At 53.7% G+C, this 13,094-nt stretch carries 12 protein-coding genes; 4 read left to right on the forward strand and 8 right to left on the reverse strand.

Annotated features, from left to right (window positions below):
• The first annotated feature begins 34 nt into the window (after positions 1–34).
• Positions 35–1,096, forward strand: a complete 1,062-nt coding sequence (locus ACO9K6_RS13955) for an NAD(P)-dependent alcohol dehydrogenase (protein WP_424768176.1) — start codon at positions 35–37, stop codon at positions 1,094–1,096.
• A gap of 284 nt (positions 1,097–1,380) precedes the next feature.
• Here ACO9K6_RS13955 and ACO9K6_RS13960 read toward each other — a convergent pair whose 3' ends face one another.
• The 5 genes from ACO9K6_RS13960 to ACO9K6_RS13980 are packed head-to-tail and all read right to left on the reverse strand — an operon-like array spanning position 1,381 to position 7,902.
• Positions 1,381–3,138, reverse strand: a complete 1,758-nt coding sequence (locus ACO9K6_RS13960; RefSeq protein ID WP_424768177.1) for a DUF5605 domain-containing protein — start codon at positions 3,136–3,138, stop codon at positions 1,381–1,383.
• 6 nt (positions 3,139–3,144) lie between these two features.
• The gene (gene glpK, locus ACO9K6_RS13965) at positions 3,145–4,650 is read right to left on the reverse strand and encodes a glycerol kinase GlpK (protein WP_424768178.1); all 1,506 of its coding nucleotides are present in this window, start codon (positions 4,648–4,650) and stop codon (positions 3,145–3,147) included.
• Between the two features lie 12 nt (positions 4,651–4,662).
• Complete coding sequence (locus ACO9K6_RS13970) at positions 4,663–5,601, reverse strand: transketolase family protein (RefSeq protein ID WP_424768179.1); 939 nt, start codon at positions 5,599–5,601, stop codon at positions 4,663–4,665.
• 2 nt (positions 5,602–5,603) lie between these two features.
• Complete coding sequence (locus tag ACO9K6_RS13975) at positions 5,604–6,458, reverse strand: transketolase (protein ID WP_424768251.1); 855 nt, start codon at positions 6,456–6,458, stop codon at positions 5,604–5,606.
• Between the two features lie 10 nt (positions 6,459–6,468).
• Positions 6,469–7,902, reverse strand: coding sequence for an L-fucose/L-arabinose isomerase family protein (locus tag ACO9K6_RS13980; RefSeq protein ID WP_424768180.1), 1,434 nt, complete (start codon positions 7,900–7,902; stop codon positions 6,469–6,471).
• A gap of 230 nt (positions 7,903–8,132) precedes the next feature.
• Between ACO9K6_RS13980 and ACO9K6_RS13985 the strand changes: the two genes are divergently transcribed.
• Positions 8,133–9,188: a LacI family DNA-binding transcriptional regulator gene (locus tag ACO9K6_RS13985; protein WP_424768181.1), complete on the forward strand. Its 1,056-nt coding sequence runs from the start codon at positions 8,133–8,135 to the stop codon at positions 9,186–9,188.
• Between the two features lie 283 nt (positions 9,189–9,471).
• On the opposite strand, the gene ACO9K6_RS13990 is transcribed toward ACO9K6_RS13985, so the two are convergent.
• The gene (locus ACO9K6_RS13990; RefSeq protein ID WP_424768182.1) at positions 9,472–9,675 is read right to left on the reverse strand and encodes a hypothetical protein; all 204 of its coding nucleotides are present in this window, start codon (positions 9,673–9,675) and stop codon (positions 9,472–9,474) included.
• Positions 9,676–9,716: 41 nt separating this feature from the next.
• On the opposite strand from ACO9K6_RS13990, the gene ACO9K6_RS13995 reads away from it, so the two are divergent.
• The gene (locus ACO9K6_RS13995) at positions 9,717–10,097 is read left to right on the forward strand and encodes a hypothetical protein (RefSeq protein WP_424768183.1); all 381 of its coding nucleotides are present in this window, start codon (positions 9,717–9,719) and stop codon (positions 10,095–10,097) included.
• Entirely contained in the window at positions 10,091–10,240 is a 150-nt protein-coding gene (locus ACO9K6_RS14000) for a hypothetical protein (RefSeq protein ID WP_424768184.1), read from the forward strand. The genes ACO9K6_RS13995 and ACO9K6_RS14000 overlap by 7 nt, the downstream gene beginning before the upstream one ends.
• 123 nt (positions 10,241–10,363) lie before the next feature.
• Here the strand turns inward: ACO9K6_RS14000 and ACO9K6_RS14005 are convergent, their stop codons facing one another.
• Both ACO9K6_RS14005 and ACO9K6_RS14010 read right to left on the reverse strand, forming a co-directional pair.
• Positions 10,364–11,404 carry an alpha/beta hydrolase gene (locus ACO9K6_RS14005; RefSeq protein ID WP_424768185.1) on the reverse strand — a complete coding sequence of 347 codons (1,041 nt, stop codon included), beginning with the start codon at positions 11,402–11,404 and terminating at the stop codon, positions 10,364–10,366.
• Between the two features lie 89 nt (positions 11,405–11,493).
• Positions 11,494–13,032, reverse strand: a complete 1,539-nt coding sequence (locus ACO9K6_RS14010; protein ID WP_424768186.1) for an ABC transporter substrate-binding protein — start codon at positions 13,030–13,032, stop codon at positions 11,494–11,496.
• Between the last annotated feature and the right edge of the window lie 62 nt (positions 13,033–13,094).

Below are 13,094 nucleotides of genomic sequence, written 5' to 3' on the forward strand. Positions count from 1 at the left end.
GTAAACATTATTAACTCCAAAGGAGCGAAATCGTATGAAGTCAGGCATGATGAATGCGGCAATTATGGACAAACCGTTATCTATAGCGGTTAAGCAGGTAGACATCCCCGTTCCCGGGGATCACGAAGCTCTGGTTAAGGTTTACTGCATAGGCGTGTGTGGTTCCGATATTCATTACTACGAGCATGGCCAAATCGGACGTTATATCGTGAAGGAGCCGATTGTGCTTGGTCACGAGCTAGCCGGTGAAATTGTACAGGTCGGTAAAGCGGTGACGCATTTAGCACCGGGTGACCGGGTCGCGGTGGAGCCTGGCGTAACGTGCGGGCGCTGCGAGTATTGCAAATCCGGACGCTACAATCTGTGCCCCGACGTCGTCTTCCTCGCAACTCCACCCGTGAACGGAGCCTGGGCAGAATATATCGTCATGCCGAGTGACTACCTGTTCAAGCTGCCAGATTCGATGAGCTATGAGGCTGGGGCGCTGCTGGAGCCGCTATCGGTCGGATTCCACGCCATGCAGCGTGGAAAAGCAAAGCCGTTCGATCGCTTGCTGATTACGGGACTTGGTCCGATTGGCTTGCTGGCCGGACAAGCGGCAAAGCTGTTCGGCATAACCGAAATATACGGAACGGATACGGTGGCTTATCGGCGGGAACTTGCGCTTGAGATGGGCTTCAAGGCGGTATTCGATCCGTCAACGGATCAGGTAGGAGAGAGACTGGATGAGCTGACCAGAGGTGCTGGCATCACACTAGTCGTGGAATCGTCGGGCAATGCCAGAGCGATGGCTGACACGGTGAAGCTGGTCAAGAGAGGGGGCCGGATTGTATTTGTAGGGCTGCCCGCCGCCAAGGAGGTGCCAATGGATATGGCCCACCTGATCGACTCCGAGATCGACGCCTATGGGGTATTCAGGTACGCAAATACGTATCCCGCGGCGATTCAGGCCTTGCAGCGATCATCTGTAGACATCGAGTCCATCATAACGCACCGGTACAGCCTGACGGATATCAAGGAAGCGGTAGAGACCGCGCGTACAAAGAAGGATACCAGTATTAAAGTCATGATCTACCCGAATCTTGCTGCGGAGTAGCAGCCATGCTGGCTGCATATCAAATGCACCACGGACTAACTATGCTTGCCAATGGTCCTTGAAGAAGCAGCAGCGGCGGTCGTGCTGTCTTCGTATCGATTAACTTGATTTCATCAAATTAATTCTAGGCTTATTATATAAAATCCAGATTCAGTTTGATTTCGCGGAACTAAATGGCCTTTTCATTTCAGGGCAAATGAAAAAGGCCATTTAGAATTCCAGAATCAAACTAAACTGACCTATTCAAAGAGCAGCCTCCAAATAAGATGGCAAAATCGCTTGCGCTATACAACCTTCATTAGTCTTACCGCCATGAATTGTTTACCCGGAAGTTGGATTCGGAAAGAACCTTCAAAAGTACCCGGAAGCTTCTCGATCGACATGCTCCACGTATCGATTACTTCGACCTGGTATCGTATTCCCGGCTTGCGGTTGAAATTCCGGAAACGAGGCTGGTTGAAACCGAAATAGTACAAATAGTATTCATCCTTGATTCCCGCACACGGCAAGTCCCAGTCGGATGGCAGCGGATTGAGCACGCCTCCGGGGCTTTCTTCCGTGATTTTGCGAAGAAAAGCAATGCGCTGCGGACTCGTTCCCGTTAGTTTACCGCCTTTGGACCACCATAGAATTTCTTCCGCATTGAGGTAGGTTTCGCCATGACCCACGTAACCCCCGCGAACCGCGCCTTCCCAAAAACGGCGGGTCATCTCTTCCCCGCTGATGTTGCCCCAGCCTTGATCGATATCCCCCTCATACGCACATTCGTCGATCACGATAGGCTTTTTCCATTTTTCGCGCCATTCATTCGTTGCCTCCGAGGTTTTGTAAACGTCGATGCGCTGGATACTGCAATGCGTGACCCACGGCTTGCTGTAATCGAAAAAGCTCAGACAATTATGGTTAGAAATGAGGTGACCGACCGGGTCGTTTTCTGTGACGATTTTCGCAAACCGCTCCCAGTCATCCTCGTCCTTGGTCCACATCAGATCATACTCATTTGCCAGCGACCACCACACGTTGCGGTATGCGGAAAGCCGTGCCGTGATATAGCGAAGGTAACGGTCGTCCTCAGCCGGGGTCATTTCCGAATAACCCCATCGGTCGTATGGGTGAAACAGGATGAGGTCCGCCTCGATACCCAGCTTGCCCAAATCGGCGATCCGGTTCTCGAGGTGCTGGAAGAATGCTGGATTGAATCGAGTGTAATCCAAGCCTTCTGCCAAGGAACCTTCGAAGGGATTATAGATCGGTTCGTTCTCGTTGAACAGATACGATTTCGGAAACACGCACATCCTCATCTTGTTGAACGGGGAAGCTTTCAACGCTTCGAGCGTCTGTTCCTCCAATTCATCCCCTTGGTGAGTCCAGGCGTAGCAAGTTGTCCCTACGGGAATGTAGGATGTTCCGTCTGCGTAGGCAAAATGGAAGGTATCCTTCACGCGCAAAGGACCGTGGTTGCCCGGGGAAGTCTCAACGCTCCGAAAGGCGCCTTCAATCCCATCAAGCGACCGCGCATTGCTGGATGTCCGGAACTTCCAGTCACCCTGGATATCCGGCATGAAACGAATGCGGTAAACCCCATCGCCATCGTAGAACCCTCCCGTGCGGACAACCTTGTCTCCGGAACGAAACTCGGCTGCAAGGGAAACATTTGTGAAGGGATTGCCGTGGTCCGGGCCCCTAAGTTCGATTTCGTAAACGCCCCATAGTTCGGCCTGGGCAGGCGCCTTAACGAAAGCTGAAGCGGACGGGACACCGGCAGATTCGTAATCGGGGGAAGGAATAATTTCCGGTTCCGGCTCTTCGTTTGGCAGGTCGTACGGGATATCAGCCAGCTCGGACAGCGTTTCCGCAATCCAATCCAGCTGTGACAGCTCTTCTTGACGGATTCGGTAGTATTGCTCCAAGGACAAGCTCTTGAAGAGAGAAGCGATATGCGGCGCTGCTGTGTGCAATGCCGGTATCCGGCGCAAGATAATGTCGCGGGCGGCTTCATTCTTGTAAATGATGCCGATGCGGGTCTTCTCAGTAAAAGTCATGTATTTTCATCTCCCTGCTCTAATGGTATTGCTTAACACGGAACCGACGGCTTTTTGCCATCCTTCGTACAATCGGTCACGCTCGGCCGCTTCCATCGTCGGCGCGTACAGCTGTCCCGGTTTGCTTAACTGTCCGATTTCGGCAAGAGAATTCCAATATCCAACGCCAAGTCCGGCCATATAGACCGAACCCATGGCCGACAGCTCCGCAATCTCCGATCTTCGCAGCGGTAAGCTCAGCATATCCGCCTGAAACTGCATCAGTTGGGGATTGCCGGAGGCGCCGCCGTCCGCATGAAGCTTCTTGAGCGGAATCCCCGTCTCCCTTGCCATCATTTCCGCAGCGTCGCACACCTGATAAGCGATGCTTTCCACTGCCGCGCGAGCAATATGCGCTTTGCCGGTAGCCCGGTTCATGCCTGTAATAGCCGCCCTCGCGTAAGGGTCCCAATACGGCGCTCCCATTCCGACGAAGGCAGGCACCAGATAGACACCTTCGTTGTCCGTCGTTTGTCTGAGCATCGCATCCAGCTCTTCAAACGATTCGAAAAGACCAAGATTGTCCCTTACCCATTTGATGCTGTCGCCGGAGCTTCGGATAATCGCTTCCAGCGCATAAGTCACCTTGCCGCCTCTTCCCCAGGCTATGGCGGACACCAAGCCGTTATCCGGTGCGGCAGGCCGGTCCCCGATATTCATGAGCACCGAAGTTCCCGTGCCATAGGTCGCTTTAGCCGTGCCGGGCTCGAGGCAGAGCTGGCCGAACAAGGCGGCTTGAGAGTCTCCAATGATGCCGGTAATCGGAACCCGTTCCGAGAACAAATCGGGGTCATCAGTGTAACCGAATATGTTGTCCGAGAATTTGACTTCCGGAAGCAGCTCCCGCGGAACACCGAACAGTCGACACAACTCATCATCCCATTCAAGGGTATAGATGTTGAAGAGCGATGTCCGGCTGGCGTTTGTGTAGTCGGTTGCATGCGCTTTACCCCCGGTCAGCTTCCATACCAGCCAGGTATCGATCGTTCCGAACAGCAGCCTGCCCTGGACAAGCAGCGGTTTCACGCTTTCAACCTGCTCCAGCATCCATCCCCATTTAGCCGCGGAGAAGTAAGGATCCAGCCTAAGGCCGGTTTTAGTCTGCACGGCGCTTTCCTGACCTGCCGCCTTATATTCCGCACACTGGTCGGCGGTCCGCTGGCATTGCCATACGATGGCGTTATAAACGGGGCGCCCCGTAACCCGATCCCAGATCACGGCAGTCTCCCGCTGGTTCGTAATCGAGAGCGCAGCAAGAACGGCAGGGCTGATTCCCGCCCGCGTCATCGCTTCGTGCGCCGTCCGTTTGACATTCTCGTAAATTTCGACCGGGTCGTGCTCCACCCACCCCGGCTTCGGATAAATCTGCTTGTGATCCGCGCTGCACTTGGCGACCACCTGCCCGCTCCGGTCAACGATCAAGGCTTTCGTACCGGCCGTACTCTGGTCGATTGCCAGCATGTACTGTTCCATCAATGTCCGTCCTTATCTGCGCAGCATCTCAAGGGCAATCTTCATGAGATTGCCGGCGCTAATGCCATAGTGGTTGAATACTTCGGAGGTTTTTCCGGCGATGGCCGGCTCGTCTGGAATACCCAGAATTCGCATAGGCACAGGCTGGTTCTGCACGACGACTTCCGCTACCGCCGCCCCGAGGCCGCCGTGAATGCTGTGCTCCTCTACCGTGATGATATGTCCTGTCTCGCGGGCGGCCTTGATCACCGCTTCCTTGTCGAGTGGCTTGATCGTATGCATGTTGATCACTCGGCAGGAAACACCCGCTTCTTCCAGCGCCTGCTGCGCGTCAAGCGCCGTGCGTACCGTTTCTCCGGCAGCGATGATCGTGAGATCGCTGCCTTCCCGCATCGTTACGGCTTTGCCGATCACGAATTCGTAATCATCATTCTCATAGACGTCCTCGACCGGGTTGCGCCCGATCCGGACATAAACCCCGCCTTCGTGCCGAACGAGGGCTTCCGTCATCCGCTTCGTTTCATGCCGGTCAGCCGGCAGAATGACGGACAGACCAGGAATCGCCCGTGTTACCGCCAGATCCTGCACGGAATGGTGGGACATCCCGAGCGCGCCGTAGCTGACGCCCCCACTGATGCCGACCAGCTTGACGTTCGTAGCTGAATAGGCGACATCCACCTTGATTTGTTCGATGCTGCGCATGCTGAGGAAACACGCCGGGGAAGTGACGAACGGCTTCTTTCCGCTGTGCGCCAGGCCGGCCGAGATTCCGACAATATTCTGTTCGGCGATGCCGACTTCCACGAACTGATCCGGATAAGCCATGGCGAACGGGGCCATGGCGGCCGATCCGCGCGAGTCGCTGGCCAGCACCATAATGTCGCAGTCTTCTTTCGCCAATTCCAGCAGTGTATCGCATATCACCTGACGATTGGGAATTTTGTTAGCCATGATTAGCGTACCAGTCCTTCCTGTTTATAGCTCTCGACCGCGGCGGACAACTCGGCCAGTGCCAGCTCCAGCTGCTCGTCGCTCGGCACATGATGGTGCCAATGCGCCACATTCTCCGCGAAGGAAACGCCTTTTCCTTTAACCGTATTAGCCATAACCAGCGTAGGTTTGCCGGTAACGTCAGGAACGGCTTCGAATACGCGTACAAGCTGCTCGATATCGTTGCCGTCGACGGATACGACATTCCACCCGAATGCGGCCCACTTCTCTTCCAGCGGCTCGAGGCCCATCACATCCTCGGTCGATCCGCTGATTTGAAGCCGGTTCCGGTCGATAATCCCGACCAGATTATCGAGTTTGTAATAAGCCCCGGCCATCGCCGCTTCCCATACCGAACCTTCCGCCTGCTCGCCGTCTCCCATCAAGCAGAACACGCGATAACCCTTGCCCTCCCGTTTCCCTGCGAGCGCCATGCCTACGGAGATAGCGAGACCGTGCCCCAGCGCTCCCGTGTTCATCTCGATACCCGGCACTTTATTGTTGGGATGCCCGATTAGACGGGTGCCGAATTGGCTGAACGTGTTCAGCTCCTCCTTCGGGAAAAAGCCGAAGTCGGCGAGAATGCACCAGAGGGATTCCACCGAGTGGCCTTTACTGGCGATAAAGCGGTCCCGTTCCTCCCATTTGGGTTTAGCCGGATCAACTTTCATAATTTTATAATAGAGTACCGTTAAAATGTCGGTATTGCTTAGCGAACCGCCTGTGTGTCCGGTTTTCGCACCGTGGATCATCTTCAGCAGATCCATCCGGATCTGCGCGGCTTTCGCCTTCAGCGCTAACGTTTTCATTGATGAAATCCTCCTTTGATTACAGTCCTGCGCCCCGCAGCCATGCCTGGATCTCCTGCTCGGTCGGATCCACCGGATCGGGCGTCAGACCCGGAATATAGCTGCAAGCTTCATACAAGGCCGGAATCGCGTTCGCGTGGATGCCAACCGCATGGTGGACATAAGGGCCTTTGACCAGCTTTTCTTCCCACAGCGGCCAGTCGTTCACTTCCACCCAGACGTAGGAACCACGTGTATAAGGACCTTGAATGCCGCGGGCTTTGCCGAGGAAAAGCTGGTATTCGCCATGGTCTCCGTCGAAACGGGCCAGGGTCATGCCGCCGCCTTTGATCTCTCCTTCATGCGTCCCCGGAGCGTGATCGTCGAACAGGAAATGCTTGCGAAGCTTCGGCTTCTCTTCCACCGACAAAGATACCGGAAAGTTGCCGCAGTGGAACAGCAGCTCGCCGTTCGGATTCTCGGGATGGCGCACGGTCAAGTCGGCGAAAAATGTCGGGTGCTGGTTCAATGTGGCTGCTTGAACCATGACGGATGTAATCGCACCATGAATGTCCGTTTCGCAGGTGACCGGAATTTGCTCGTCGGTCAGAATCGCGTTGGCAAGGCATGGCATGATACCCATGGCGTCCTGCAGGGATGACCAGCATTGAATCGCGATTGCCGTGCTTCCCGTGTTGATCGCATATTGCTTCATGGCGACTTTCAGAGCGGCGATGCGCCGAACGTCCGCTTCGGTTACTTCGGACCAATCAAGCTTCGCTTTTATGTAATCGATCGCTTCCACGAGCTCGAAGCTGTTTCCTTTTTCGATCCGCTGGGACGCGCGCTGAATGTCCACCAGTGTAATCGGATGGATTTCGATGCCGAACCTCTCGAGTAATTCGCCTTCGTTGCACATCATAGTCCAGAAGGAAGCCGGGCGCGGTCCGATTTGCAAAATCCGCAGGCTGCGGAATTGACGCACCACGTTGGATGCCGCGATGAAGTTCGTGAAGCCCCTTTCAAAAATAGGGTCGTTCACCCGGCTGTTCGTGACATAGGTGAAAGGAACGTTAAAGCGGCGAAGTACCTTGCCCGTAGCGAACAGTCCGCACTGCGTGTCTCGCAGGCGCATGCCGTCCTCGAGCGGCGCCTCGTCGCGCGGGCCCCAGAGAAGCACGGGTTTGCCCAGCGCCTTGCCTACGCGCGCGACCGTATCCTCCGTTCCAAAATTACAATGCGGGAAGAAAACGGCGTCTACCTTTTCCTGCTTGAACCTTTCGGCGATCAGATCGGCGTTAATATTGTCGTCATACAACAGCCCTTCCTGATTAAGGCCTTCCAAATCGACGATATCGATGTCCAGGCCGAAGCTTTCGATTTTTTCCTTGATCATGACTTTGTAACGGAACGCGTCTTCAGCGCTGAATACGAATCGGCGAGTTGGCGCATAACCCAGCTTTAATTTTTTCATGTTGGCTCCTCCTTTTAACTAAACAAACTAAACTTAATTATGTTTGTTTATTGATTAAAATCAACTTAACATTAATTTTAGGAATGGTCAATTCATTTTAAGTGCCAATTTCAATAAATTTAGCTTAATTATCTACTAAACTAACTAAATAAATTAATCGGTTTCTTGCTTCTTAACAAAATTAACTGTAAACTAAACTTACTGAACAAATGGAATGGGGACTAACTTTTATGAAGATGGACGATATCGCCAAAATCGCGGGAGTATCCAAAGCCGCCGTTTCCCTCGCAATTAGCGGCAAACCCGGAATCGGACCGGAAACACGGGAACGAATTCTGCAAATTGTCAAGGAACACGACTATCGGCCGAAAATCAAAAGCGCCGTTCGCGAACGGCAGACCGGGTCGGTCACATTCCTCGTTATAACCAACTCGGGCATCGTGTTGGAGCAATATTACTCACAGCCTTTCTTCCGAGAGCTGATTCATTTTATCGAGGAGCGCTGCCGGACTAATGGGTATTCCTTGATTTTCACCTCGGTGGACATGTCTTCCTTTGAAGAAGGAATCCGAGCGATCGCCGAAGAGAAGCGCAGCGACGGGATCATTCTTCTCGGGACTAACTTGGACAAGAAGATCCTCGGACTCATTTCGGAACGATTGAATTCTCCGCTAGTCGTACTGGACACTTGCTTCGAAACGCTGCCGATCCCGTGTATCCAGATCAATAACGCGATGGGGGCCTATCAGGCAGGTTCTCATCTCTGCAGTCTGGGCCATAGCCAGATCGGGTACATCGCGTCCGATATCCGAATTCGAAACTTTGACGACCGCCGCAGCGGATTCATGCAGGCTCTGCAGGAGAACGGCCGGGATCTGTCGCCTGACAATGTGTTTTCGGTGGCTCCTACAATTTTGTCTTCCCAGGATGCGCTGAAAAAGCAGCTATCAGCCTATCTCGAGACAGGCCGGCAGCTGCCTACGGCTTTCTTCTGCGAATGCGACTATATCGCGATCAGCGCGATCAAATCGCTTACCGAACTGGGGTATCGAGTACCGGAGGACGTATCCGTCGTAGGCTTCGACAATATATCCGAAGCGCTCATCGTATCGCCGGAGCTGACCACCGTACATGTTGAGAAAGAACGGATGGCCCAGTTAGCGGTGGACACGATCATTCAATTTATCGAATCAGAGTCGCCTGTCAGCTCCAAAATCATGGTGGACACCCTATTTATAGAGAGGCTGTCTTCCTGTTCCCCTGCCCCGGCCGCGACCCCGATTTAGCCGTAATTTCGCGACCGTCGCCCTATGCGCGCAGGCGCCGGTCGCGTTTCCCTCATGAAAGTCCGAAAGCCCCAAGGTTATTGCTTTGATCTCATTCTACGGAAATGTCCAGCGGAATACCCACCAATAAAACGACTTCCCGATTTCGATATTCTGACTTCCGCCCGCATTTCGGGATGTCGTCAAAACACAAACGCTACGTCGTTATATTGAAAGCTTTGAAAAACATACTGTTCTATAATCGTAGCAGTCAGCGGAGAGTTCGTAGTAGATAGTCATGTCACTACCGATAGCCGTTCGGCCGACCTTTACGGAGGCCTGGGCGTCGGGGAGAATGCGCCTGACCGGATCCAAGATCTCGTCGTAAGCCGCGGCGGCGAATCCCTGCTGCGCCTCGATCGCTTAACCGGCCGTCCGCAGCAATGCCAGGAATTCCATGGCACGCTGTGGATCGGCGATCCTTCTTGGCGCCAGTATGACGTTTCATTCCATGCAATACTAGGTTCGGAAGGGATCCGGCTTCGCCTGTTGGACCGGCATCTGCCATGGGACAAACAAAATTATGTCCTTTGGGAATTGGATCCGGATGGAGAAAGCCGTCTAGTCCGCATTGTTGGCTGGTCCCGCGTCAATTTGGCGCCTAATCAAAAGACCGCTGTCCATCCCTCAGATTGGCAGCATATGCAGTTGACCATCGGCGAGGATACCGTACAGTGTTTCCTGAACGGCGAGCTCATCCACGAGTACCGCCCTTCGCCGATTCCATTTCTGACATCCGTTTCGACTTTGGATCGCACAACAGGCGAACTGATCATCAAGCTGGTTAATCCTTCTCCTTATCTTTTGGAGACGGAAATCAATATTCAAGACGCAGGAAACGTTTCGGTTCAAGGCGGAAAACCTTGCTGACCTCTGGGCGGCCGGAGGATGCGAATACGATCGATCGGCCTGAGTTAGTGTCGCCCGAGGTTTCGGATTTCCGGTGCGACAAGGGCATTTATTCGATTCCGCCTTACGCCGTCGCGATCCTTCGCATCAATATAGAAAAATAAACCCCAAAAAATGAACCGCCCGCGATCAGTGAATCGCGGGCGGTTTGCGTTTAGCCTTTCAACTGCTGCAATAAGGCTTCAAAACCTTTCATATCTCGTGCCATGGAATTACATCCATACGAATTAATTGCTTTTAAATGTTTCCCGGATACCTGCAGCGATTTCCTTCATGCAGTCCTCCGCCTGCGGATACAGCCCGATTTTGTCCATGAAAGCATGATCCATCCCACTGTAGCGGATCATCCGCGTCGGGACCCCCGACCGGACCAGCTTGCGACCGTATGCCTCACCCTCCAGGCGAAGATAGTCGTATTCGGCTTCGATGATCAGTGCCGGCGGCAAGCCGCTTAGATCGTCGGCAAGCAGCGGCGACACATACGGATCGGAGACCTCGGCCTTTCCTTGCAGATACAACGTATCCAGCTTGCCTTCGCCCAGGGCATGTACGATCCCACGGATCAGCTCGTGATTGTGGTTGATCTCGTACTCGTGGATCGTCCACTTGAAATCGTCGGTCTCCATGCCGGCCATGTTAACCGTTGGATAAATCAGCGCCTGGTACTTGATCATGCCGTTGCCCAAGTCGCGGTCCATGATCGCGCAAACGGCTGCCAGATTGCCTCCGGCGCTGTCTCCCGCAACCGTGATCCTCTCCCGGTCAACCTGAATCTCTTCAGCATTCTCGTAAACCCACTTCACCGCGTCATAGCAATCGTGAAGTCCCGCAGGGAAAGGGTGTTCGGGGGCCAGCCGGTAATCGACGTTAACGACCACCGCGCCCGCGTGTTCAGCAAGATATTTGCACGGGTTCTCCACGGCCTGAATCGTGCCGCCGATAAATCCGCCGCCATGGAAGAAAACGACAGCCGGTTTGGAACCGACGACAGCCGGGGTGTAAATGCGTACCGTGATGTCGCCTCCGCGTCCTGGAACCTTCCTCTCGCTCCATGCAATCGCAGTCGTCGTGATATCCAGATTTGGCCAGCCCATCATTGCTCTCACCCGTTCGATCGGAAAACCGGCGATGTCGCCGTCCTTCGCCTCCAGCTTCGGGAACGAAGCGAACTTCTTCATCTGCTCCATCGTCACTTCCAGCACACGGGGATCGAGATCCCCGGCAATATCGGAATCCGGTACCTTCTTAACCTCAATCGTAAGCGCCATCGTCATTCATCCTCCCCGTATAAAAGAATCCCTTCCCCGAAACAGGGTTTCGAAGAAGGGAACCTTCACTTGCTTGTATTTGTATCCAGTTATTGCACGTTGTTTTCTACCGCCCACTGATCCAGCTGCTTCTGCTTCTCGGCAATGATCTTGTCGAGGCCGGCTGCCTTCAGCTTGCTGATGAATTCATCCAACTTGGCGGGATCGATCGTGCCCGATTCCAAACCAGCCTTGTATTGATTGTTTACGTTGGCAACCGCGGCGACTTCGGTCTTCACAGGGGAAGAATCGAACGAGAAGCCGAGCGCTTTGGAGAAGGTCGCCGACTTGTTAAACACCTTCGTCTGCTCCCAAATATCGGGCGCGGTGCCCTCCCATACTTTAGCCAGCGCGTTGTTTCCGACTTGCCATTGGTTGAAGACGTAGTTGCTTCCGCCTTCAGGAGCTTTGATCTGTCCGTTGCCGGCATCCACGTAATGCTTGCCTTCGATGCCGTTGGCAATCAGATTGGCGATGTCCTTGTCGGTATAGAGCAGGTTCAACAGTTGGGCTGCGCGATCCGGATCCTGCGTATTTTTCGGGATCGACATCATGAATCCCGTGCCGGCGTCAGAAGTGGAAATCGGATTCGTGAGACGCGCAGCCACCATTTCATATCCGTTAAGCGTTTTCTCCTGGGCTTCGAAGCCCGGTTTCATGTTGGACAGATAGCTGAAGCCTTTACCCGCTTTCACCAGGCTGTTATTGCCTTCCTGCGTGGTTGCGGCATCCGGCATAATGTAGCCGGCTTGGTACCATCTGCGGGCGAGCTGCAGAGCGTCCTTATACATTTGCTGTTCGTAGAGGTTCACGACTTTCAGATCCTGGTTGTCGATGATCAGGACACCCGGCGTATCGCCCAACGTATCAATGTAACCGCGTGCGATTTCAAAAGCAATCCCCAAAGCTTGGGAACGCTGAACGAGCGGATATATCCCTGGCTCGTTATCTTTGATCTTCTGGAAGATCGGATCGAGATCCGCATACGCTTTCACATTGTCGAACGTGAGGCCGTGTTTGTCCATCAGGTCTTTTCTGGCTATGATGCCTTGGTCGGCCGCCGTATCGCGCACGCTCGGCACGCCGTAGCTCTTGCCGCCAACTTTCGTTGCGTTGAAGATAGCCAATTCCATCGTATCTTTAATGGTCGGACCATGTTTTTCCACAAGCTCATCGATCGGCAGCAGCTGTCCTTTGGCTACCTGCGAGCTGAAGTTGAAGAAAGAAGAAGTGACAAGCAGGTCCAGCGGCTCATTGCCTGCAAGCAGCAAGTTGACTTGCTGTACCCAAGCGCCGATGTCGATCGGCATCAATTTAACCGTCGCGTTGATTTTTTCTTTGGTGATTTTGCTGATTTCTTCCTGAACGAGAGCGACTTCATTCATATTTCCGAGTCCGATGAACGCTATCGTCAACTCCATTTCTTTCTCGTTGACAGCGGAAGGAGCAGTTGTGCCGTCACTGGCAGCCGGATCGGATGAACCGGCATTATTGCCCGACTTGTTCGATTGGGAGCAAGCGGAAACCAGCAGTGACAGAATCAGCAGAACGGAGAGCAGAAGCGTTAAGGCTTTCGATTTTCTTGGCATGTATTTTCCCCCTAGATTATGTTGGCACTGATCTATACCAACCGGGCCCGAAGGCCCGGGAC

The organism is Paenibacillus praedii, assembly GCF_049725345.1.
GTDB lineage: Bacteria > Bacillota > Bacilli > Paenibacillales > Paenibacillaceae > Pristimantibacillus.